At 31.8% G+C, this 25,009-nt stretch carries 13 protein-coding genes; 11 read left to right on the forward strand and 2 right to left on the reverse strand.

Annotated features, from left to right (window positions below):
- Positions 1 to 28: 28 nt before the first annotated feature.
- Genes Q4Q39_RS02325 through Q4Q39_RS02350 form a run of 6 tightly spaced genes read left to right on the forward strand, consistent with a single transcriptional unit; the run spans position 29 to position 12,670 of the window.
- Positions 29 to 1,933: an FISUMP domain-containing protein gene (locus Q4Q39_RS02325; protein ID WP_303280751.1), complete on the forward strand. Its 1,905-nt coding sequence runs from the start codon at positions 29 to 31 to the stop codon at positions 1,931 to 1,933.
- Positions 1,934 to 1,992: 59 nt separating this feature from the next.
- The gene (locus tag Q4Q39_RS02330) at positions 1,993 to 5,157 is read left to right on the forward strand and encodes a SusC/RagA family TonB-linked outer membrane protein (protein ID WP_303280752.1); all 3,165 of its coding nucleotides are present in this window, start codon (positions 1,993 to 1,995) and stop codon (positions 5,155 to 5,157) included.
- A gap of 11 nt (positions 5,158 to 5,168) precedes the next feature.
- Complete coding sequence (locus tag Q4Q39_RS02335; protein WP_303280753.1) at positions 5,169 to 6,962, forward strand: RagB/SusD family nutrient uptake outer membrane protein; 1,794 nt, start codon at positions 5,169 to 5,171, stop codon at positions 6,960 to 6,962.
- A gap of 30 nt (positions 6,963 to 6,992) precedes the next feature.
- A complete protein-coding gene (locus Q4Q39_RS02340) occupies positions 6,993 to 9,995 on the forward strand; it encodes a SusC/RagA family TonB-linked outer membrane protein (protein ID WP_303280754.1) in 3,003 nt (1,000 codons plus the stop codon).
- A gap of 17 nt (positions 9,996 to 10,012) precedes the next feature.
- Entirely contained in the window at positions 10,013 to 11,704 is a 1,692-nt protein-coding gene (locus Q4Q39_RS02345) for a RagB/SusD family nutrient uptake outer membrane protein (RefSeq protein WP_303280755.1), read from the forward strand.
- A 30-nt stretch (positions 11,705 to 11,734) separates the two neighbouring features.
- Positions 11,735 to 12,670 carry a DUF1735 domain-containing protein gene (locus Q4Q39_RS02350; RefSeq protein ID WP_303280756.1) on the forward strand — a complete coding sequence of 312 codons (936 nt, stop codon included), beginning with the start codon at positions 11,735 to 11,737 and terminating at the stop codon, positions 12,668 to 12,670.
- A 342-nt stretch (positions 12,671 to 13,012) separates the two neighbouring features.
- Here the strand turns inward: Q4Q39_RS02350 and Q4Q39_RS02355 are convergent, their stop codons facing one another.
- Together Q4Q39_RS02355 and Q4Q39_RS02360 are read right to left on the reverse strand one after the other, a co-directional pair.
- Positions 13,013 to 17,104: a hybrid sensor histidine kinase/response regulator transcription factor gene (locus Q4Q39_RS02355; protein ID WP_303280757.1), complete on the reverse strand. Its 4,092-nt coding sequence runs from the start codon at positions 17,102 to 17,104 to the stop codon at positions 13,013 to 13,015.
- A 335-nt stretch (positions 17,105 to 17,439) separates the two neighbouring features.
- Positions 17,440 to 17,583 (reverse strand): hypothetical protein, encoded by a 144-nt coding sequence (locus tag Q4Q39_RS02360; protein ID WP_303280758.1) that lies wholly within the window; start codon positions 17,581 to 17,583, stop codon positions 17,440 to 17,442.
- Positions 17,584 to 17,837: 254 nt separating this feature from the next.
- On the opposite strand from Q4Q39_RS02360, the gene Q4Q39_RS02365 reads away from it, so the two are divergent.
- From Q4Q39_RS02365 to Q4Q39_RS02385, 5 genes are all read left to right on the forward strand, one after another.
- Positions 17,838 to 18,824 (forward strand): T9SS type A sorting domain-containing protein, encoded by a 987-nt coding sequence (locus Q4Q39_RS02365; RefSeq protein WP_303280759.1) that lies wholly within the window; start codon positions 17,838 to 17,840, stop codon positions 18,822 to 18,824.
- A 123-nt stretch (positions 18,825 to 18,947) separates the two neighbouring features.
- A complete protein-coding gene (locus Q4Q39_RS02370; RefSeq protein WP_303280760.1) occupies positions 18,948 to 20,312 on the forward strand; it encodes a TlpA family protein disulfide reductase in 1,365 nt (454 codons plus the stop codon).
- A 1,080-nt stretch (positions 20,313 to 21,392) separates the two neighbouring features.
- The gene (locus tag Q4Q39_RS02375) at positions 21,393 to 23,288 is read left to right on the forward strand and encodes a WG repeat-containing protein (RefSeq protein ID WP_303280761.1); all 1,896 of its coding nucleotides are present in this window, start codon (positions 21,393 to 21,395) and stop codon (positions 23,286 to 23,288) included.
- Positions 23,289 to 23,303: 15 nt separating this feature from the next.
- A complete protein-coding gene (locus Q4Q39_RS02380; protein ID WP_303280762.1) occupies positions 23,304 to 24,089 on the forward strand; it encodes a PP2C family protein-serine/threonine phosphatase in 786 nt (261 codons plus the stop codon).
- A gap of 34 nt (positions 24,090 to 24,123) precedes the next feature.
- Positions 24,124 to 25,008, forward strand: a complete 885-nt coding sequence (locus Q4Q39_RS02385; protein ID WP_303280763.1) for a CsgG/HfaB family protein — start codon at positions 24,124 to 24,126, stop codon at positions 25,006 to 25,008.
- Position 25,009: the final 1 nt, after the last annotated feature.

A 25,009-nucleotide genomic window follows, 5' to 3' on the forward strand; every position in this document is an offset into this window, starting at 1 on the left:
ACTCAAAGAAGAATACAAAATAAATATTATGATGAAATACATAAATAAGATTTTTTTAATAGTTATTGTCATGGTTTTTATACCATTAATATCCTGTGAAGATGATGACGAGGCTTTTGTTGAAAAAAAACCAATTATAACATTGGTGTCTCCTGAGGATAAATTAGGAAATGTAGATATAGCACCAATGTTTGAGTGGGAAGCCTCAGACCCTAATGAAAGACCTTTGAAATTTGATTTTTTATTAGGTATAGATAGTACAAAACTATTTATTCAGGCAGAAAATTTAAAAGAAAATTCTTATACATTAACAGATTATAAGCTTCGTAAAGATGTTACATATTATTGGAGTGTTATAGCAAAAAATGGTATTGAAAAACAAGAAGCACCTATTAGGAGTTTTACGTCTATTCCAGCACCAGGTGCACCAGTATTAACTGGACCAGGGGCTGATATTTTTATACGCGATGTTTTAACTTTTGAATGGGAACCAGTGGCAGCAGGTGAGGGAGAAAGCATTAGCTATAATGTATTCTTAGGGAAAAGTAATCCACCTACAGATGCTATTGGTGTTGTTAATGATGGTAGTACATCTTTTGCATTTGATGCATCAACACTAGACGTTGGATCAGTGTACTATTGGAAAGTAGATGCAACAGATTTAATTAATAATTCTTCAAGTGAAATTCGTTCATTTAAAAAACTTGCTTCTGGAGCACCAGATGAACCTTTAATAGTATCTCCAATAGAAGGTTCAGGTGTAATGGCTGGTACTACATTAGATTGGACCGATGTTACTGACCCAGAAGGAGATGCTGTAAGTTATGATGTATACTTGGATAAATTAAACGAACCTGTTACATTGGTAACAACTGTTACAACTAGTGAATATACACCTGTTGGATTAGATGTTAACTCTGCCTATTATTGGTATGTTGTAGCTAAAGATCCATCAGATAATTCTACACCATCTCAAATTTCAGGTTTTGCAAATATAGGAGGTAGCCCAGGTTTTCCTCAAATAAATCCTTTTGCAGTCTCAGGTGTTTTATCGTTAGATGAGATATTAACTTGGCAAGCAGCAGCAGGAGCTACGTCATATGATGTATATGTGGATACAGTTAATCCCCCTTTAAACTTAGTAGCTAGTGATATTACTGAAACGGAGTATTTAATTAAAAATACTGAAATACCAAGTGACTTAACAGATGTTAAAACATATTATGCACTTGTAGTGGCGAAAGATGGCGTTGGTGGTGTAACTAATTCATTTCCTGTAGAATTTACACCGCAAATGACAGGTGTTTATACAGATACTAGATCTGAAGAAGTTCTTGATTATAACTGGGTGAGAATAGGGACACAAATTTGGATGTCTCAAAATCTACGAACAAAGAAGTTTACTGATGGTGAAAATTTAGTAAAAGTTGTACAACCTACAAGTGGAGATTATCCTATAACCGCTTCCTCAACAGAGTCATTCTATGATGATCACCCTGCAACTCAAGGTGTAATTTCTGGTTTTCCAACATTTATGCCGCCTTGGAGTGATGGAGACAATGGGCGTGTTTATTCGCACAATGTAAGATCGTCACCTCTTATAGCACCTAGTGGTTGGCATGTTTTAAATGATGATGACATTTCTACTATAATGGCCTATGTACCACAAGCCAATGATTTATTAGCAGATTTTCATGGTGGTACAGACCTATATGGAGCTAATTTGATAATAGCAGGCTATCGTTATAATAATTTTAATGCAGGAAGGCCTTTTGGTTTCCGCTATGGTGTTGAAGCTGGTAGAGCTTCATATTGGATTGACAATACTGGTGCAAATAATGTGTTAGAGTTGTATCCAGCAGGTAATTATAGGCTGTTTAATCAGAGTAGCCCACATAATAGAATGTTTGGTATCCGTTTGGTTAAAGACTAGTATTTACACGTAATAATATAATGAGTAATTAAAAAACTAATTAATTAATATAAAAACATATGAAATATAGATTAGTATTTTTCTTAAGTAGCTTTATGTTTCTAGGGCAAATAATATTGGCACAGAATATTAAAGTTTCAGGAAAAATAATAGACGAAGCAGGTCTCCCTTTAGTAGGAACAACTATAATTACTGCAAATACAGGAAATGGAATAAAAGGAGCGGTAGCAGATTTTGATGGCTACTATACAATAACAGTAGATACTAAAGGTAAATTGATTTTTTCCTATATAGGATACATTACTCAAGAGATTGATGTTAATGGTAGAACCGAAATTAATGTTTCGTTATTACCAGACACAGAATCATTAGATGAGGTAGTTGTCGTAGGATACAATAAAATTAAAAAAGCAAATGTAGTTGGTTCTGTTGCTAGTGTTAAGGGTGAAGCAATTCGAGAAACAGGGCTTACCAATGTATCTCAAGCTATTCAAGATAGGTTACCAGGAGTTTATACAGAAATTCCATCAGGGCAACCTGGAGTTGATGATGCAAATATTACTATTAGAGGTGTTTCAAGCTATAGCGATGTAGAAGGTGCTAATGCGCCACTAATTTTGATAGATGGCGTTGAAGCTACTGGAGGGTTTTCTCAAATAGATCCTAGTGAAATTGCACAAATTAGTGTATTAAAAGATGCTGCATCTGCCGCCGTATATGGCGTTCGTGGTGCTAATGGTGTTATTATTATAACAACTAGAAGGGGGCGAATAGGTAAGCCAAGAATATCAACAGGTTTTAATATAACTGCTAAAACTATTTCTGATGTTCCACAAAAATTAGGTTCTTATGAGACTTTAATGCTAGGTCAAGAAGCTATTAAAAATGACGGTGCTTATAGTAGTTTAAGACCTCAACGCTTTATAGATAATTTTTTAGATCCTAATAGAGATCAAATAAAATATCCTGATATAGATTGGTATGATGCCTTAATTAGAGATATTGGTTGGGAGTATAATGCAAGAGTAAATGTTTCTGGAGGTACAAAATTTGTAAAATACTTTAGTTCAATTAGTTTTATACATCTGGGAGATATATTAAAAACTGAAGATTTTAATGGGTATTATGATCCTGAGTTTAATTATGATAAAGTAAATTTCAGAACAAATTTAGATTTTGACCTAAGTAAATCTACGAAATTGGCGATAAATATTTCTGGACGTTCAGATCTTGTTAAAACACCAGATACAAACTTAGCTAGTGACGATTTTGCCAATATTTTTAGGTTTATAAACATTGCTACACCTTATCTTTTTCCGTTATATTACCCAAAAGATTTTGTAGAAGCAAATCCAGACCCTAACTCACCATATCCATCAGACCGTCGTTTGGCAGATGCAAGTGCAGAAAATCCTTTTATGGCAAACCCATATAGTACGCTTAATTATTCTGGAATGAGAAAAACAAGGACAGATGTTGTTGATTTTCAAGTCGGGTTAACTCAAAATTTAGATGCTATTACAAAAGGCCTTAGTGTATCTACTAGATTTAATTATAGTACAACATATAAGTATAGAAAAGAAGAAAGGTATAGACCACACTTATGGTTTTATGATGCACTTGCAGAAGAATGGAGACCTCAATCTGGACAAAATTATAACACTCTTAATCCTGATTTTAGAAGTACTGGAGGTGAAGATTTTAGATCTATAGCAAGAAACACATATTATGAATTTAAAATAAACTATGATCGTAAATTTGGAGAGCATAATGTTGCAGCATTAGGTGTTTTTAATAGATATGAATATGAAAGGTCTATTGCAGGTATTCCCGATAAAGGAGAAGAATGGGCAGGTTTGCTTAATTATGATTATAAAGAAAAGTACCTTCTTAGTTTAACTGCAGGTTATAATGGTACAGCTAAGTTTGCAAGAGGGAAATCATTTGGGTTTTTTCCAGGCTTTTCATTAGGTTGGGATTTGGCTAAAGAAAAAATAATCAAAGATAACCTACCATGGTTAGATGTTTTTAAAGCCAGATTCTCCTACGGAGAAACTGGTACTACCAAGGGTATTAATGTTGATGACTTTTTATACTTAAGTGGTTGGAATCAGACGTCTATAAACTTCGGCTATAATAGGTTTGGTTTACCAATACGAAACGAAGTAGAAAGATGGGCAGAGGTAAAGCTTGGTAATCCAAATGCCACATGGAATACTGTTATTAAACGTAATTTAGGTTTTGATGCACAATTATTTAAAAGAGAACTTAGCCTAGGGCTTGATTTTTATAATGAATACCGTTCAGGTATATTGATAAAGCTACCAGTAATTTCGCTTTATCACCCAAGTATAGGAAATAGACCCGATGGGAAGGTTGAAGTACCAAGCTTAAATTTAGGAGAAACTAAAAACCATGGTATTGAGATTTCAGCTAATTATCAGCATGTTACTCCTTCTGGTTTACAATACTCTTTTGGGGGATTTGCTACTATTCCAGATAGTCGTATTGTTATAGCAGAAGATAGAGCCTTAACTCCAGATTATAGGAGACAGCAAGGAAAACCTATAGGCTGGTTGGCAGGTCTGTATAGTAATGGGTATATAAATAACTTTGAAGAAGCTATAAATAGCCCACAGTTTGGATCTGTAAGGCAACCTGGGCGCTACTCATATGCAGATTTTAATGGTGATGGTATTATTGACCGGAATAATGATAATGTAGCAATAGAAGGAACAAGTCAACCACTAATAACCTATGCTTTTAATGCAGGTATTAAATACAAAGGGTTTGACTTTAGTGTGAGGTTCTTTGGTAAAGACGGGGTATCGTATTTGTCAAACAATATATTTCCTACATTTAATGGCTCTCTGTTAGAAGCTAAAACTATTCATTTAGATAGATGGTCGCCAGAAAATCAAAATGCAGCGTTTCCTGCTTTTGGTCATGTATCTTCTAATCAAGACTATGCTACTCCAAGTAATAAGAGAGTGGTAGACGGATCTTATTTAAAACTTCAAAATGTAAGGTTAGCTTATAATTTGCAATCAGAGTTTTTAAAGAAGGCATTTAAAATAACAAAAATGAATTTTAATCTAACGGGTCAAAATTTATATACATGGTCTAATGTGCCATTTGGTGAACCAGAAGGTGGTAACGGAAGTTCTCAAGGGCAATACCCTATTGTTAAGCGTTTTGTTTTTGGTGTTAATATTGATTTTTAATAGTATAAGTTATGATAAATAAAAAAAATATAGTTCTAGTTTTATTTTCTGTTTTTGCATTAACGGCTTGTGAAGATTATTTAGATATTGAAAATACAGGTAGTCAGTTAGCTACAGAAGATGAGGTATGGCAGTCCCGATCAGCAATTAACTCAATTCCCTTGAGGTTTTATGATACCATGGAGTGGATGGCAGAGATACGATTAGACTCTAGAGGAGGTCTTAAAAGACAAGAACAAGAAACAGGAAAGAACTATGGTAATATTGAAGTATTTTCTGGTGATTGTATTTTTTTAAGACCCCGTGCAGTTCATGATTTAATATATAAAGGTGATTATGTTCAAGCACAGAATCAAATTTTTGCAAACCCAGATATTAATTGGGTGTGGTATAATAGTTGGGAGTGTGTATTCTTGGCAAACCAAATTTTAGATAGAATAGATGGTGTAACAACAGATATTATGCCACAACGAGAAATAGATCAAATAAAAGGAGAAGCTTATTTGTTCAGAGCCTTTGCATACCATGAGCTACATAAGCGATGGGGAACAATGCCTTACTTTAAATTTAGAATATTTCCAGGTTCAGATTTAAATTTACCAAGACCCACAAACAAAGAATTAATCGCGGATATTGTTGCAGATCTAGATCAAGCTATTGCCATATTACCTGAGGTAAGTTATCTTAATGATGCTGAAAACATGGGCCGTATGGGAAAAGCGGCAGCTATGGCCTTAAAATCTAGAGCATTAACAATTGCAGCAAGCCCAAACTCTACTTTAAATAATCAAAAAGATACAGAACTATGGGAACAGGCTGCTGCTGCTGCTTGGGATGTTATTCAGCTATCTCAAACATCAGATAAAGTAGGATTGTATGAAGGTGATTATAATGAGATTTTTAGTACATTACCTGGGACTATAGAAGGTTTATGGCCAAGGTTTGATGCTAAGAAGACACCAAATATATATCAATTGACTTGGCAGTGGCAAAATGTTTACTCAGGTGCTACAGGGTTATCACCTTCGCAAGAGGTAATCGATAGATTTGAGACCGCTGATGGTTGGCCAATAAATCATCCAAATTCTAATTACGAAGAACAAAATCCATACATCAATAGAGATCCTCGTTTTTATAAGGATGTATTGTATCATGGTGCGCCATGGATAAAAAGAGCAGAAGGCGATTTAATTGATATGAGAACAGATCCTACTACAGGGGAAGATAGATCGAAACCGCCAACCTTTGGAAACTCTACGACAGGCTATTTGGCAAGAAAACATATTCCAGAAAGGTTTAATAGAATTCAATATCCAAATAGAACAGAATATACTAATGCGCCTTACATAAGAATGGCAGAAATGTACTTAAATTATGCTGAAGCAGTTAATGAAGCTTACGGAAACCCTAGTGCTACAGCACCAGGAGCTAGTTTAACAGCTGTTGAAGCATTAAATACCATTCGTAATAGAGTAGGACATGTTAATGTAAGACCTGAGTTTACTGCAGATGCAGATGCTTTCCGTGATGTTGTAAGAAATGAATTTAGAGTAGAATTGTGTTTTGAATACCATTCATGGTTTGATATATTACGTTGGAGAACTGCCAAAGAAGAAATACATCAAAACAACAAGCATGGTGTTTTTATTATAGAAGATGCGTCTCAACCAACAGGCGTTCGTTATGAACGTTTTGAATTTGAACAAAACAGAATATTTCAAGACAGACATTACAGGTATCCGATAAGACAACCTGATTTAGAGATTTTTGAAATACCTCAATTGACACAAAATCCTGGTTGGTAGTTTTACAATAACAAATAATGATTTTTTAACATGATAAAAACAAAAAAAATATATTTAATGGTCGTAGGCATTGTTCTTCTTTTGCCATTAACTATTAAGGCTCAAAATATAGATGATACTACAGTTGAAGAAGATGCTGTTTTAGTGAATATATCTGCTACTGTAACTAATCAATCAGGAGAAACATTACATGATGTTATTGTTATAGCTTCTAAATCTAAAGAAAGGAGTTTAACTAACATAAACGGACTATTTAATATAACAACTCAGGAAGATGATATTTTAATAATATCGCGTTTAGGTTACAGCAAAAAGAATGTATACGTTATAGAAGGTGCCATAGAGTCTGAAACCATTGTGCTAAAACAATGGGGAGTCATAGATGCAGAAGAAGAAGTATATGTTGCTAATAGCAAGATGCCTTTTAATCGCATTACTGGCTCTGTAGAACGAATTTCAGGAGAGGAGTTAAATGATTTTCCAACACATTTAGTCACAGAAGCCTTGGCTGGAAGATTATCTGGGGTGCGTTCAACCTATGGTCAAACGTCTCCAACCTCAGAGTCTTTTGGAATAAATATACGTAATCAAGGGTCTGGTCAACTTATGGTTGATGGTATTCCTACAGCAACTTTGGTTCTAACACCGGCAGAAGTTGGTGAAGTAATTGTAGCCAAAGATTACGGATCTACATTTATGTATGGTACTTTGGGAGCACCTGGTTCAATGATTGTAAACACAAAGAAAGGGCTTGCAGGTGATAAATCTATTAGATTAAGAAGTAGAACAGGTGTAAGAACACCTACATTTTTACCTAATACTATGGATGCAGCCGAATATGCAAGAAACTTTAATATTGCTTTAGCCAATGATGGGCTATCACCTGCTTATACGCAAGCTGATATTGATGCCTACCAACAAGGTACAAATCCAGTTAGAAACCCTAATAATAATTATTATAATGATTTGGTAAATGGGGTATCAACTTATACGCATGTTACGGGTGATTTTTCTGGAGGAAATGAAGGTGTTCAATACTTTTCACATTTAGGGGTTTATAATTCTAATGGTATTGAAAGTGTGGGAGATGGTAGGAAACTAACCAGACTTAGGCTTAATAATAATGTACAAATTAAATTTGGAGAAGGTGGTACAGTTGATGTAGGTATAGGGGGGAGTTTCAATAAAAGAAATGAACCGCAAATCTCATCAGATGCAGCATTTAGTACCATGTATAATTACCCTGCAAATGCATTGCCTTATAAAATAAACGATACTATTTTTGCCAGATCACGTTTATTTGGAACCAATTTACTAGAGGATATAGCACATACAACTACTATAGAAGATACTAGGAGAGATGCTTTTGCTAGATTAGGTTTAAATCTGGATTTAGATGGGATCGCAAAAGGTTTAACATTAAAAGGCCAAGTGGGGCTATATACACTAAATGTTTTAACAACTGTCCTTGAACCTACAGTAACTACAGCAGAGCCTGTATTTACATTAAACCCAGATGGCTCTTATTCCAATAGTTTTACAAGGGTTAGGGCTGGTTTACCTGATTTTAATGATGAAAAACTAGGTGATCGTGTAGATAGAAGTCAATTTGTTTTAGCAAACTTACATTATGATAGAGCCTTTAGTGATAATCATAAATTAATTGCAGATTTTATTTATTCAAATCAAAAGATAACAGGGAGTAACTTAGTTCAGAATACAATTTTTAGAAGTTTAGGACTTAAGTTAAACCATATGATGTATAACAAGTATGTGCTTGAATTAAAATTAATTAATGCCCCTGTTCGCCAGTTATCACAGGATGAAAGAGAAAGAATTAATTATGATGTAGGTGCTGCTTGGTTGTTACATGAAGAATCTTTTTTTAAAAATCTACCGTGGGTTGATTTCTTAAAATTTAGAGCTAATTATGGGGTACAATCAAGACCTGTAAGCCAGTTTTTTTTAGAAGAAGATTTATATGATGGTGGTGGTGCTGGATCTTTTGGAATTCAAAATAGAACATCTGGATCTGGAGGGTTAACAAGAGTATTTACGGCGTCAAACTTAGTAGCACCAAAGCAAGATTATTTAAGTATAGGATTAGACTTTCAAGTATTAAATTCCAAAATTAATGGGCAGTTAAATTATTTTAATATAAGAAATTATGATCAAGTAATAGATCCTAATAATATATACTCATTATTACCATCAGGTTTTAGACCTTTAGAAAATTATGGAGATTCAAGGTTTAGAGGTGTGGATGCTAATGTTAATTATACACATAAAAACAAAGATTTTACATATAAATTAGGAGTAAACGCTATGTATGGTGTAGGTTATGTAACGTTAGATAATACTTTAACATATCCATCAGGTGAGCAACAGCGTAATATTGCAGGGAATCAAGGAAGCCGTATATTAGGTCTAGAAGCAGATGGTATTTTTCAAAATGAAACAGAAATAGCTAATGCAGCGCCTCAGTTATTTGGTGAAGTAAAACCAGGAGATATTAGATATAAAGATTTTAACAATGACGGTGTTATTGATGAAAAAGATATTCATGAAATAGGAAGATCACCAAGATTTTCAGTTGGGCTTAATTTTATGGCTATATACAAGAACTGGAGTTTTAGTGTTCATGGTGATGGGCAATTAGGAGGTAAGTATATTGAAAGCTTAAACTGGAACAGAGGCATCAACGACTATACAAATGAATTGGCTAATAGTTGGCCCGTTAGCAATAGTCTACCAAGATTAACAACATTAACTAATACTAACAATTATAGAACTTCATCATTTTGGATGAAAAGTGCAAGCTACTTTAATGTAAGAAGTATTATGTTGTCTTATGATTTGCCACAAATACTCCTAAAAGATTTAGGAATCAATGAATTTAGGTTTATAGGATCTGTAAGAAATCCATTTATTATTTCTTCTAGTTCAGATAGGTTTTTACCCAATAGAGATAAAGGGTATACAGAATCGCCAGTTTTAAGAGCTTTTGAATTAGGTTTACAAGTTGAATTTTAATGATTAAATTTAAGAAAATGAAAAAACATATAATACTTTTACTAGTAATGATCTCAATTGTAGGAGTGTCTTGTTCAGGAGAATTTGATGAAGTAGTACCTAGTGCAGACCGTCCTGCAGATCAGGTTTTTAATGACATAGGGCTTGCAAGATCATTTTTAAGTCCAGCTTATAGCGGTGTTGTTAGAACACCTCAACTTATCTTAGAATATAATACTAGTAACGCTGTTAGTATTGATGGAGCCCAAAGAACCGCTGTTTCTGGACCAACAGCAGAATCATCACCAGTTAATGGACGATGGGGTGCAGCTATAACTAATATTTTTAGAATTAATGAATTTTTTGAACGGGCCTTAGGCATACAATTTGATGCCCTTAATGAAGATTTTGGTAACGCTCTTAAAAATAGATTAATAGGAGAAGCTTTTGGCTTGAGAGCTTATTACAAGTGGGTGTTGCTTAAAAATTATGCAGGTCCTTCGTCAGTAGATGGTTCCATGTTGGGTATTCCTATTATAGATGACTTATTAACAACCGAGGACGTTAATAATGTAGCAAGAAGTTCTTACCTAGAAAGTTATAACAGTATAAAAAAAGATTTAGATAGTGCGTACGCACGTATAGATGTATTGCGTTACGAAGGGAACGATGATATTACGGGTGTACAGAATACAAGTAGAATATCAAGAGAAATGATTTGGGCCTTAAGAACTAGGCTAGATCTTTTTTCTGCAAGTCCTGCTTATGGTATAATTACATGGGAGCAAGCTGCCCAAACTGCTTACGAGGCTATTGGAGTTATTGATGGTGGTGCTTTAAAAACGTTGCAGGATTATGGAGATTTCAATAACACCGATAACCCCGACCATTTATGGAGAAGGGCATTTAGTGAAGATTCTGACCTGGAAAGACAACATTATCCTCCGTCAATGTTTGGTACAGGAGAGGCTAACCCTAGCCAAAACTTGATAGATGCTTTTCCAGATAGCAATGGGTATCCAATCAATCATCCAAATTCTATTTACAATGGACTTAACCCTTACCAAAACAGAGATGCTAGATTTGAGAATTTTGTTTTTTATAATGGAGAAAATGATTTTAGAAATGTAACTATAGAAACTTTTAATGGCGGTAGTGATGCCGTTGGTGGTGTACGCATAAGAGGAACCCGAACTGGTTATTATTTAAAGAAATTTTTAAGTTCCAACGTTAGTCTAGATCCAGATTCTCCAGGAGCTAATAAAGATTTTAAGGTGTTTGCACTATTTACTAGAGCAGGTTTGTATTTAGATTTTGCAGAAGCAGCCGTTGAAGCCTATGGGATTAATGGTAGTGATGGTTCAATGACTTTTACAGCTAAAGATGCACTTGCTATAGTAAGAGATAGGAATATTAGTAACGATTTATATTTGGATATTGCTGATGATTTCTTAAATTCATATAGAGATTTAATTAGAAACGAAAGGCGTATTGAATTTGCTTTTGAAGGCGAATATTTTTATGATATAAGACGCTGGATGTTACCATTGGGAGAATTAACTGTTCCAGTTAGAGGAATGGATATTGTAAAAGAAACTGATGGGTCTTTTTCTTACTCAGAAAAAACAATAGAAGCAAGAAACTTTACAGATCGTATGTACTATAATCCTTTGCCTAGGACTGAGGTGCTAAAATCTAATGCGCTTATTCAAAATGCAGGATGGGAATAAAATAGAACTAATATTAAAATGAAAAAAAATATGAAATATAAAAATTGTATGCTAGTTATATTGCTATTTACGGTAATAGCAGTATCCTGTGAGTCTTATGAAGATTATTTAGTTAATTCTGTTGGATATAAAACAGTTTATTTTCCAAATAAGGAATATATTCAAGAAACAGGTCGTTCTATGATATCAGGAGAGGGGCTTGAGATTAATATTGGAGCTTATCTAGGTGGGGTAAAGGAAAATAATAATGATGAAGAAGTTACTTTTGAAATAGATCAAACGCTGTTAGATGGAACACCTTATACACTATTGCCCAGCGATCACTATACTTTAAGTAGTGATGATAAAATAATTATTCCTAAAGGAAAATATTTAGGGCTTCTAAACATTAAATTTGATTCATTGAGAGTTGCTAATGATGATTTATTTCAAGATTTAAATTATGCAATACCACTTAGAATGGTTGCAACATCAGTAGATTCTATCTTAGAAGGTAATGGAGATATTATTGTTCCTATAAAGCTAATAAATACTTATGAAGGTAATTTTTATCAATCAGGTAGTTTAAAAGAGTTTTTTACAGTTAGTAAAGTCCTTGATACGGCTTATGTATATGGCGATAGAGAAGACGGAACTAATGATCCTGTTATACGTAAACTATCTTCTATTATGATGGATACAGTTAAAATTAATGGTGTTGCCAATCGAACAGGAGACGACTATTCTATGAAACTTAAAGTAAATCCAGAAGATAACTCTGTAACTATTATATCAGATCCAGATTCCGTTATAGAAGTAGAAGAAAATGGATTTAGTTTATGGAATCCAGTAAATAGAAAATTTACTTTAAAGTATAAATATACTATCGGGGACAAAGATTTTGAAGTAGAAGAGGTTTTAACATTTCGTAATAGGATACGTGACGGAATTAATGAATGGCGCTGGGAAGGGTTTCCTGGGAATTAGCTTTATAGAAAGGAAAAATAATCGTTTGAGTTAGTTTAGTTTAATAATGTTTTTTAAAAGAAAATGCTGCCTTTTTAAAGGTGGCATTTTTATATATATGAAGTTTTCTAGAGGTTTGCTTTTACAAATATTAACAGATATGGTATTAATTGAATATATATGTGTATAAAAAGGGAGAGTACATATTGAATTTATAATACTTTAATAGTTTCCTAATTGATAATGTGCGCTACATATAAATATTGGATTGATTTTATTTATATCAAACTAAAAAATAACTACTTGTTCGACAGAGAAAGAACGACGAGAAATCTTAAATCGAGAACATATTATTATAGTATTCTAAGAATTATTTTCATCAACTTTTAAGGTGTCCCCATATTTTTTAGCAAACTCTGTGGGAGACATATCATAAACTTGCTTAAAGCATTTACTAAAATACTTAGGATCATTAAACCCTGTTTTGATGCAAATTTCAGAAATTAATAAACCAGAATTTTGTTTAATTATTTGTGAAGCTCGTTTCAACCTATAATCTCGTATAAACTCATTAGATGATTTTCCTGTTAACTGCTTAAGTTTTCTGTAAAGCCCAGAATGACTCATATTCATTTCTTTTTTAAACATTTTTGCTGTAAACTCTGAGTTATCAAAGTTTTTATCTAAAACATCATATGCCTTTCGTATAAATAAGTTGTCAATAGAATCAATACTATCATTCTTTGGAATGAAGTTAATTTTGGTTTTAGACTTTTCAGATATTTTTTTGTTAGTGTCTATAATATTAGTTATTCTGGATTCTAAAACTTCATATCTAAAAGGTTTTTTAATATAATCTATGGCACCAATACTCAATCCTTTTAGCTTAAATTCATCAGATGTCCAAGCACTTAAAAAAAGAAAAGGAATATGACTGGTTTTTTCATTTTGTTTAATGCGCTTGCAAAATTCTATACCATCCATAATAGGCATTAATGTATCACTTAAAATTAAATCAGGGACATGCTTTAAAGCTTTTGATAAGCCTTCTTCACCATGAGGTGCTTCTATAATTCTAAATTTTTTAGATAAGGATTGAGCAACATAGGTTCTAATATCATAATCATCTTCTACCACTAAAACTCTAGGGGTGTCTTTACTATGTGTATTTTTAAATTTAGATGGGTTACCTTCTTCAAGCTGCAAATTTATGGGTTTTATAGCAGCTCTTTTCTCTGTATAATTTTTAATATTTTCAGGCTTGTAATATGTCTCTTTAATAGGAATAGTTACCGAAAATGTAGAACCCATATCAATTTTACTTTCTACATTAATATTACCTTGGTGTAGTTTAACCAATCTGTTTACATAATCTAGACCAATACCAGCACCATTAGGGTTTAAGGACTTAGCAGATTTTACTTGATAAAAACCTTCAAATATTTTCAATAACTTATCTTCTGCAATACCAATACCATTATCTTTTACACTAATTATAACATAATCTTCAGATTCATCTGAATAATTTAAATGAATAGAAATGATACCTCTTTTAAGGGTGAATTTAAATGCATTTGAGAGTAAATTATATATTATTTTTTCAATTTTACCTTCATCTATAAACCCTTCAATAACGTCTTCCTCTTTAATAAATTTGAAGGTTATTTCATTTTGAATTGCAAATTCATGAAATGCATTAGTAGTATTCTCAATGCACTTAACAATATCTTGATTAGAAACTTGTAAACTTAATGTGTCTCCTTCAAGTTTACTTATATCCAAAATCTGATCTACTAACCTTAATAGCCTAAAAACATTTTTATTGATTAATTGCAGTAGTTGAAAATTATGTCCTTCTTTATTTTTTTTACTTTTTATTAACTGAGAAACTGGCTCAGAAATAAGCGTTAACGGCGTACGTAATTCATGAGATATGTATGTGAAAAAGCGAAAACGCATTTGATTAAAATCTTCTTCGTTTTTTAATCTTAAACGCTGTGATTCGTTTTCGTTTTTTTGTTTCGTACTAATTATTGTGTATTTTTTATAGTAATAAAATAGAATAAGACATAACACTAACATTAAGGCCTTAAACCACCAAGTAGCATAAAATGGAGGTAATATATGTATTTTCAAAGATTTCTCATATCCATTGGATTCACTATTAATTACTTTTATTTTGAAAACATAGTCTCCATGATTTAAGTTAGTAAATCCAATAGAGCGAGCAGTTCCAAGGTTAACCCATTCATCCATATAATTTTCAAGAATGTATTCACAAGTATTTACACCTTGATTATTAAAATTTAAGGCAGTAAAGTCAATAGAAAAATCATTTTGATTAGCTTTAAGTAATAAATGGTCTGTTTTTGAAATACTTTGTTTTAAAGGAGATCCTTTAGTGTTAATACTTACATGCTTATTGTCTATTTTTAAAGAAGAAAAGACTAGTGTTGGATTTTTTTTACTTTTTGTTATACTGTCTGGATGAAAAATAACCAACCCTTTAGAGCTTCCAAAACCTAAACAATCGTCTGGTAATAGCACTGAAGCTTTTGGCTGAAACTGCTTAGAACTTAGTTGGTGTAAATCAGAAAAATTTGTATAAGTTTGATTTTTTCTATCAAATTTAACTATACCATTGTAGGTACTAATCCAAAATGTATTATTTTCTCGGGGAATGATACTTGATACAAAATTGCTAGGCAAGCCATCTTCTTCAGTAAAAAAATTAAATTCTTGATTACTTAAGTCTAAGTATCCCATACCTCTGCCTTGGGAGCAAAACCAAATAAAATCATCATTTTTATCTAAATAAATTTCACTTAGCGGAACAGATATTAACTTATCTGAATAATAATCTTTAAATGTTTTACTTTCGGTATTAAATATGGAAATACCACCTACTGTAGCAAGAACAAGGATATTATTTTTTGTAACTTTAATATCTCTTACGTCTAAATTTCCAAATTTTTTAAAATTATTGTCTGCCGAGTTATAGAGATTAAGACCTGCTTGTGTTCCTATCCATAAGTTGTTGGAATTATCTTGGGCAAAACAATATACCTTATCTTCACTTAAACTGTTGTTATCACTTAAGTTATGCTTGTAAGTAGTAAAATCTTTCTTATTTGAGTTTAAAAGATTTATACCGCCAGAGTAGGTGCCAAACCACATATTTCCTTTATAATCTTCAAATATAGAGGTGACTGTATTAAAACTTAATGATGTAGGATTTTCTGGCTGATATGAATAGGATGTATATTGTTGGTTATTAGGGTTATAAACGCTTACGCCTCCCCAAGTTCCAAACCATAAATTATCTTTACTGTCAATAAAAACACTACGAATACGGCTTTCAATAATACTATTGTTATCATGAATTTGGTGCCTTATTAATTTGAATAAGCTATTTTTTGAAGCATTAAAACATACACCTTCAGCATAGGTACCTACCCATAAAATACCTTCTCTATCTTCATATACTGAATAAACAGAATTTGTAGATAAACTTTGCGAATGATTAGAATTATGAGTGTAATTGGTAAACGTGTTGTTTTTTTGGTCTAATTTACTAACACCACCACCATTAGTTGCAATCCATAAATAGTCTTCTGAAGTTTGAAAAATATCAAATATTTCGTTATGAGGAAGCGAGCTGTTTTTTGTGTTGTAATTCAGGAATTTTTTATGCCCTTTAGACAGAAAAGAAATTCCACCTTGCAATGTACCAATCCAAAGATCTCCATTTTTATTTATAGAAAGTGCTTTAATTGTATTGTCTGCAATAGAGTTTTTATCTTCATCATTGTGGAAGTAACTTATAAATTGTTTGTTCTTTTTATTAAATCTATTTAAGCCATTATAAGTGCCAACCCATAAATAGTTCCCGTCATTAGCTATAGATAAAACATGGGTGTTTGATAAAGAGTTGGTGCGATCAGAATTAGATGTGTAACGTTCAAGAACACCGTTTTCCAAACTATATAAAATTAAGCCCTCAGAAGTTCCTAGCCATGTAAGCGTATCGTTTTCTCTTTCTATACTATTAACTCTAATTGGGGTTTTTAAATTCTCAAATAAGTCATATTTTTTTACTGTTTCTGTTATTGGGTTGTATAATTTAAGTCCATTGTTGGTTCCAATCCATATCATGTTATTGGTGTCTTCATAAAGTGCTATTACCTTTTTTCCTCTTAAAAAGTCAGTATGAGGTTCATTAAGGTCTATAATGTCAATATCATAACTGTTGTACCTGTTTAAGCCATTATCTGTACCGAACCAAAGATAACCAGTATGGTCTTTTAAAATAGTATTTACTGTATTTTGAGACAGGCCATTAGAGGTATTAATTATAGAGAAATCTGCAGAAGACTGGTCTTCAATATATTGTGCATTTAATAAAGAAATATTTAAAAGTATAGTAAGAAAGTAAAGAATAGTTCTATAAGTCATTTTAAAATGTGAATTTCTACTAATTAATATAATGTTTTGAGACTTGGTTTTTTATAACAAAAAAAGTAAAATACAGTTCTCCAAATCGGCACTTTTTGTTTAAAAGCATAACGATTATTAGTTACTTAAAATTTATTTAGGATAAACTTTATGACAGCTTACAAGTCTTTTAAAGCTATAATTACACTTGTAAAATTAATAAGACTATAGTGTAATTGGGTGTGTGTATAGTTCATAATGCACCTTTAAACTGTCTTTTATGTTTAAATTAAGCAGTTTTTAAAATCATTTTTTCTTAATTAACGCTTTTTAATAAAGAACTCATTTAGACTTTTTCAATTTGCTAAAAAATGGCTGTTTTCAGCTCTGTTTTTGTCTTTTTTTCCTTCCGTAGCTCTGCTATACAACTCAAAAAAGTCTTCAACATAGGCAAAAACTTCTAATTTTCGCTTAAACCCAAAAAGTCTAAATGAGTTCAAAATTAATTTGATTAAATAATTTCAAACCTTATCTAGTTCTAAAATTAAAACCTTCAGAAGAACATTTAAGCCTAATATACTCAAGCTATTAATGTTGTAAAATGATTTTATTGATTTTTTGTTGCTATTGAACAAAAAATCAACCATTTGTAACTCTAAGTAAACCTATAATTTTGTGTTTATTCGGATATTTAATATCGCAAATTGTTTTTGTAAAATAATAAACTAATATAAACAATAAATTAATTTAAACTATGAAACAAAAAGACTTTAAAAAAGAGATTACGACATTGTCATTTGCTGTATTACTAAGTATAGCAAACCTGTCATATGCACAACGGGATACAGCTACCGATGTTGTAGAAGTGACAACTCTAACAGGAAGAGTTTGGATGGATAGAAATTTGGGTGCAACTCAAGCAGCCACATCGTCGTCAGATGCAGATTCCTATGGAGATATATATCAATGGGGAAGAGGAAAAGATGGCCACGAATCGAGAACGAGTACAACAGCTGCTGGTCCAGTTGCAGCTGGTTCAGAAGGTAGTGACTTTATTACAAGAACATCAAATAATAGAGATTGGTTAAGTACTCAAGATCACGAACGTTGGCAAGCAAATCATGATACTTATACGCCTTGTCCTGTTGGGTACATGGTTCCCACAGACGCAGAATGGGAAGCCGAAGTTACTGCATTTATAGGTTCTGATACAAATAATGATAATGACGTTGAACAAGCATTTAACAGTGCGCTAAAAATATCTGCCTCTGGTCAGAAAAATAGAAGTGGTGTTTTAGGTGGAGTAGGAGTTTATGCAAGGTTTTGGACCAGTAGAGCGTTTTCAACTGGAGAATTAAGTGTTAGTATGTATATAAGAAATGGTAGTTTGCCTGGCGGCGACCCACAAACTCGTAAGTTGAATGCTGGTAGAAATTTTGGTGCAGCCGTACGTTGTATTAAAGATGCAACATTGTCATTAGAAGAAAACGTTTTAAAGGTAGGCTTTAAGATGTATCCTAATCCAATTACCGAGGGGGCAACTTTAGAATTTCTAGCTTCTAATAAAGTAACTGATATTGAGGTGCTTATTTATGACATTACTGGGCGTCTGGTGCATACTCAAAAAGAGGTTGTAAAATCTATGGTTTTACCATCGCACATTACTACAGGTATTTATTTAGCAAAATTTGTTCTAAATGAAGGAAAAGCAAACGTAGTTAAAGAACTAATTGTTAGATAGTAATTATCTAAATCATAAAATAAAATTATATAGAATTTTAAAAAGAATTGAATGCTACATTTGTTAGGTATTCAATTCTTTTTTGTTATTCTTGGCTTATGTTTTCATCAATAAAATAATATAATGGCTTTAGTGAACTTTCTTCCTAATAAAAAAAGCTTTGTATTATTCTTTGTATGTTTTACTTTATTAGTAAACGCGCAAACTATAAAGGGTAATTTCAAAGCTTATGCGAATCAAGAATTACGTTTAATTGGTTTTGATAACTTAGAACAAATTGATTTGAGCGTAACAAAAATGGATAGCTTGGGGAATTTTAGGCTTATTCACCCTAGAGAATATAAAGGTATGGCTATTTTAAAATCTGAAAATAATGCCGCGTTAGTATTTATATTAACTGAACCTGATTTAGAAATTTATGGAGTTGATTTTAAAGATAGAGACCAACTGAAATTTGTAAATAGTAAAGAAAATAATTGGTTATTAACATATTCAAAAGAACAACTACAACGTGACCAAACATTATCTGCTTTAAAGTATTTGGTGCCTATTTACAGAGAAAAACCATTATTTATTAAACAAGAAAAAGTTTTTAAAACCTTACTAAAAGAACAAAAAAGAATAAAGAAAGAAGAAGTTGACTTTTTTAATACTATAAACACAAGTAGTTATTTTCATTGGTTTGCTAATAAACGAAAGTTGATAAACAATATGAAAGCTTTTAGGGATATTACCGATAAAAAGCTTGATGATTATATTAATGAATTTAGAACCTTAGATTTCGCAGACCCAAAATTTAAAAAAAGCGGTATGCTTAAAAATCTTTTAGAAGCTCATTTTTTGATGTTAGAAAATATGAGTCCGTCTCAAGATATTATGTATTCTACAATAAGTATAAGTGCTGAATATATAATTGATAATTTGAGTGAGAATGAATTATTGTTAAATGTAGTTGGAGCTTATCTGTTTGATCTTTTTGAACAACGAAGTCTTTTTAAGGCATCAGAATATTTAGCCGTAACCTTATTGTCCAAGCAAGGTTGTGACTTAGAGAATGAATTAGCAAATAAATTAGAAGCGTATCGAAAATTAAAACCAGGAAATATTGCACCAGATATCCATTTTTTAGATGGTACAAAGCTTAGCGATTCAAATAAAAATACACTTTTAGTTTTTGGAGCATCTTGGTGTCCAGAATGTCAAAAAGACTTATCAAAGCTTATTGAAAATGAAAAGGTTTGGAGTAATAAAAACATAGAAATTAAGTACATTTCTATAGATACAGAAAAAAAAGCCTTTGATGCTTTTTATAAAGATTTACCATGGCAATCTCACTGCGATTTAAAAGGATGGGAGGGACGTGCAGTAAAAGACTATCATGTTTTTGCTACGCCTACTTTTTTTCTGTTGGATAAAGACTTAAAAATATTAGTACGCCCAAACTCTGTAGCACACATTAAATCTTGGGTAGACTATAAAATGAAATAGGTTAATTTAGTAAATTTCTGTTGAGCTAAAAGCCTTATTATCATGATAACGTCAAGAATATTGTAATTTGTAAAACAAGCGCTTTCCTAGTAATAGTTAATTTGCTATATAATATTCTTAATATGTCTTCAAACTTGTTGTATTATCAAACTGAACAATTTAATCACTAATTCATTGCTCCGTAAAGCCTTTGTTTATAGGGTTTCGACGAAATTGAAAGAATAGTGGGAAAGGGTTGTTTTTACTAAAAAGATTCCTGAGCCCAGTAAAGTCAACATATATTTTAATCTGAACTCGACGTAAATTTTATTAAAAAATCTTATATAATTCAATGAAATACAGTTATTTGTCAATGTCGATAGCTGCACTATATACGTTCAAGTAAAATATATTTTACTCTCCGTTGCGTTAGGAACAACATGATTTCTTCTTTAAAACCTTTTAAGTATTTGATTATCAATTTATAATATATCGACCTGACGTTATTTTACTAAAAAATGGATAAAGGATACAAAAAAGAGGGGTTTGAAACCTTTAAAATAAAAGAATCCGTAGAAACAAGTTTAGAAAATATTGCAAGGGAATTTCTAAATCACATTCAACTTTTATCAGAAATGTTTTTTTTATTTAATTTTTTTGTTAGGTGCTGTTTTTTAGCGCGATATAAGAGCGGGTTATGTACTTTTAAAGTTTAAGACTTATGCCTTTAAGGGGCTAATTAATTCTGATTAATTTCCGTTTAAAAACTGTTGTTTAGACTAAACGGAAAATTGTGCTAAGTAATATTTACAAAATTTTAACATTTTTTAAAGTGACACTTTTGTGTTAACAGTTATATAACCAAAAAGAGTATTTATTGAGTATGATCTGTATAAGATAATTTTAAAAATAATGATTTGCTTTAATTTATATGAATTTTATATATAAAAGTAAAAAGAAGATAATTAAAAATGAAATTAAGAAAACTCAATAGATTTATGATTTTTAGTATTGTGGTTATATTAAAAAACATACATATATACACTAATTTTTAAGCTGTATATTCTTATTTTTAAGAAATTTAATAAACCTATTAACCTAATGAAGCTAAACCAATACGAATGGAATCCAGAAGAAGACCTTATAGCAGAAGGTGCTTTCGCCGAAGTATTTAAGGCTAGGGATTCCAATAATGAAAATAGATTTGTAGCCTTAAAAATTTATAAAGAAGGCATTACTAAAGGAACTTCTGGTAATACAATGGGAAGTAAATATACTTTGGAAAAAGAGTTTAGAAAGATTGATGGACTATCTCATACTAACATAATTAGCTTTTATGGTTTAGATTATATTACATATAAAGATGGTCTAGGCAGGACTTCTAATTACCCTGTTATCATTATGGAGTATGCCAGTGAAGGAACACTATTGCAATTTTTGCAGTACCAAAAGACTCCTAGTATTATTGAAGATTTAATGATTCAAATAATTAATGGTGTTGCCTACTTACATAAAGAAGGAACAATACATAGAGATCTTAAACCAGGTAATATATTAGTATCAAGAAATAGGAGAGGAGAGCCAGTAGCTAAAATTACAGATTTTGGAATAAGCCGAGATATAGCAGACAAAAATAATATAGAGCAATCAACTACTGAGGGTGTAGGTACACCCCACTATATGGCTCCAGAACAGTTTTTTAAGAAAGAATTTGGTGTTAATGGAGAAATTAGTGAACAAACAGATATTTGGGGTCTGGGAGTTATTATTTACCGTATGTTAACTGGCGCCCTTCCATTTGGTCATGGAGTAAAAGATTATGAACTAGTAAGAGATTCAATAACTAATGAAGATCCAGACCTTTTTTCAATTCCAGAGAGATATAAAGAACTAATAAGATGTTGTTTACAAAAAAAGGCTTCAGATAGACCCAATAGTGCATCACTTCTAATAAACAAAATAGGAGTGTTAGCCACATTAGAAGAAGAAAAAACGATTGATATTGCTAATCTTGAAAATTTTCAAGATAAAAAAACAATGGAAGTACCATCCAAAAATAATCTGAATAAGGTTAAAAAGAAAAAATTAGCACTTCCAATAACTATCTCAATAATTGTCATATTATTGGTAATTACAGCTTTTTTCTTTTACAATGGTAATAATCACCCATCAGAGTTAGCGGTTGTCAAGCTTAATAATAAGTTTGGTTATATAGATAAGGAGGGTAATAAGATCTTTTCATCAAAATATGATGCTGCCTGGGGGTTTTCTGAAGGTTTAGGACTAGTAAAATCTAAAGGTAAATGGGGTTTTATTGATGCTAATGGCAATGAGATAATAGAGACCAAGTATGATAATGCTCTTCCATTTGCTGAAGGACTTGCGCCGGTTAAGACTAAAGATAAATGGGGATTTATTAATAAAGAAGGTAACGCTAAAATTGAAGCACAGTTTGATGAAGCAGGTACATTTGCTGAAGGCTTAGCTCCAGTGAATAAAAATGGAAAATGGGGATATATTAATAAAAAGAATGAAATTATCATTCCTCTCAGCTATAAATATGCTTATTCTTTTTCAGAAGGTCTTGCAGTAGTTGGGCAAAATAATAAAGAGGGGTTTGTTGATAAAAATGGTGAAATTGTAATTCCATTTCAATATGACTTGGCTTTATCTTTTTCAAATGGTTTGGCAGCAGTTAATATAAAAGGTAAATGGGGTTTTATTGATAAAAAAGGAAATATAGTTATTAAGCCTAGTTATGATAACACTTGGGGTTTTTCGGAAGGGTTGGCTCCTGTATTATTTGACAATAAATGGGGTTTTATTGATAAAAAAGGAATCTTCATAATTTCCGTTAAATACGAAGGGGCTTCAGGTTTTTCCAATGGGCTTTCAGCTGTAAGGTTAAATGGAAAGGAAGGTTTTATTAATAAAGATGATAAAATAGTCATCCCTTTCACTTATGATTATGCAGACACGTTTACAAAAGTTAATTAATAAAAGTGTTTCATAATGAATGAAATAATAAAAAAAACAGAAGGTAACATGGAAAAATACAGTAAACATATTTATTTACCTGTAAGTCTGAATGAATTAGGTCAACGTGCTAATAATGAAGATTCTATTTACCCGGAAATTGCAACATTAAATGATAGGTTGTTTATAGTTTGTGACGGTGTTGGGGGACATAGTAAAGGAGAAGTAGCATCGGCATTGGTTTGCGAAAACTTTGCTCAATTCATCAAACAAAACAATCAAGATGCTATTTCAAAGAACTTCTTTGAATCTGGGCTTAGGTATGTAGAAACTAAAATGGAAGACTATGTGAATAATGATTCAGGGTGTTCCAAAATGGCCACCACACTAACGCTTCTATATTTTTCAGAAGATTATAAATTGGCGTATTTAATATGGGTAGGAGACAGCCGAATTTACCATATTAGAGATGGAAAAGTCCTTTTTCAAACTAAAGATCATTCAGAAGTACAAAGCTTAATTGATATGGGCGAGATTACAGAGCAAGAAGCTTTAAATCATCCTAGAAGAAATGTTATAACAAGAGCAATATCAGGTTCATCAAACCCAACCAGAATTGATTATAAACAAATAGATGAGATACACTCAAATGACTTTTTTCTACTCTGTACAGATGGTATACTAGAAAACTTAAATGAAGATAAAATTGAAAAATGTTTTAATGTTGAATCCGACCCTCAGGAAATAAAAGAAAAAATAATAGCACATTCTTACAAAAACACAAGAGATAATTACTCTATGTATTTAATAAAAACCAAATAACACAAATATTAATTTTAATCCAAAAACTAAAAACATGAAAATTTATTTTTTACCCTTTTTGCTTTTCTCAACTTTGGTATTCTCTCAACAAACCAGTTTAGGATTGCAGTCTATACAAGCTAGCAATCAAGATGATTATCTAGAAGCAGAAATGCTTTTTCAAAAACTCAAAGAAATTACAGTTGGAACTAATCGATTTGTTGTTTTAGATCGAGAAACCCTTGGAATAGCTTTGAGCGAGCAGGAAATACAAAAACAAATTACTTCTATTAACGCTCAAATTATAGCAGCTCAAGGCAAAATTGAAGGAGCTGGAGATATTATGGGAGGTAAACTTATAAAAGTACAATATAAGGATGGAGGTCTTTTAAATAAAGTGGGAGGTCTTGGCGGAAAGAAAAAAAATACTGTAAACGATGTTGCCTCAAAATTATACTTTAGAGCTATATTTTCCTTCTCGTTGTATGTAATCAGTACAGAAACATCTGAAACTTTGCATTCCAAAACATTTAATGTAGGTATACTAGATAAAAACCCTGGAGGTGCTTCAAAACAAGAAGCTTTTCAAGCCGCTTTAAAAACACTAGAAAGTAAAATTAAGAAAGAGTTTATTAATGAATATTTTCCCGAAGAAATAGCAATATTACGAGTAGAAAAAGAAGTTAAAGGTGAAGCAGAAACTATACTTATAAATACAGGTAAATCAAGCGGTACAAAAAAGAATGATAGATTCGAAATATTTCAGATCTCAGTCGAAAATTTAGGAGGAGAGGAATTGCGTAGGGAAAAAAAAATTGCTGAGGTTAAGGTGACTGCAGTTGAAGGGAAAGCACTTTCTTTAGCTAAAGTATCAAGTGGAGGAGGAGAACTATTAAAATCAATTAATGATGGTGAAAAACTAATCTGTAAACTCAAATAAT

Source organism: Flavivirga amylovorans, assembly GCF_030540875.1.
Classification (GTDB): Bacteria; Bacteroidota; Bacteroidia; order Flavobacteriales; family Flavobacteriaceae; genus Flavivirga; species Flavivirga amylovorans.